The organism is Roseibium sp. RKSG952, from assembly GCF_009711355.1.
Window position 1 is genome coordinate 1 of record NZ_SMMF01000416.1, and the last position, 886, is coordinate 886.

General features: G+C 57.4%; 2 protein-coding genes. Both read left to right on the forward strand.

Annotated elements, in window-relative coordinates; all coding sequences use genetic code 11:
* Positions 1–204, forward strand: a 204-nt coding sequence (locus tag E1297_RS49565) for a hypothetical protein (RefSeq protein ID WP_209015569.1), incomplete at its 5' end; no start/stop codon positions are given.
* 100 nt (positions 205–304) lie between these two features.
* Positions 305–805 carry a hypothetical protein gene (locus E1297_RS01305; protein WP_155132911.1) on the forward strand — a complete coding sequence of 167 codons (501 nt, stop codon included), beginning with the start codon at positions 305–307 and terminating at the stop codon, positions 803–805.
* The last annotated feature ends 81 nt before the right edge of the window (positions 806–886 follow it).

Sequence of the window (886 nt, forward strand, 5' to 3'; positions counted from 1 at the left end):
GCGCGGCAAACCCCTTCCTTCAGTGAGGGGCAAGAGCGCACCTTGCGCAGCGAGGTATTAAGATCCACTACCATGTTCTTCAACGCATTGCCTGACAGACCTGCGCCGAATGTGGTATGGACGATTCTTATGGCCGGAACGCTGCCATCGCCAAGTGAACGGGAAAAAACCCGTCAGCAACTCGAATCTCGTCGCGCAGCCTGAAGGCTTGCGCTTCGCTAAAAATCTCCGTCCTTTAGGGCGGGGAAGACGTTAAACGGTAGAGATGTAGTGCATTGCGTATGAACGCATACGGAGAAAATCCATGAACGCCGAAGAATGGAAGGGTCGCCGACACTGGTCGCCTGATCGTCCGAACAATCCAGAGAACGCCCACCTCGGCGCGATCGGCATCGAACTGGAAACGGGGAGCGGCAAGATCGAGATCGACCAGACCACCGCCGTCGGCGGGTTCCTGGAGCTGCACCACGGAGAGCCTTTGAAGGGCGCTCCCGGGGATTTCAAAGCTAGGATGGACGAGCTGGGACGCTTCCTGACGAAGGCAACACCAGTCCCGGATGCCGTCAGCATCATTTCGGGCGAGCCGGCGATCATCTATCGGACGCAGGAGGTAACGCTCCTCTTGACAATCGACGAGGCGAAGCGACTCGTTCTCAACGCCCTGTCACGCGAGGAGTTCGAGGCGATTATCCAAAACGCAGGTGCGATCTGGGAGCTTCACGACGATTTCTACGATCCTGAAAGCGGTGAAGCCTTCCAGCCAAGGATAAATGTCCCCGGCCAGACGCCCCTGGAAGAGCTTTAGTGGCGAACGAAGGTCTATCTGAAGTCCATCGGCTGGGAATAGGTATCCACGTTAACGTCTTCCGCGCCCTGAAGGACGGGG

What these genes read in the sequence shown, in the direction of transcription:
- E1297_RS01305 (WP_155132911.1), top strand. Translation starts at nt 305, where the DNA reads ATGAACGCCGAAGAATGGAAGGGTCGCCGACACTGGTCGCCTGATCGT.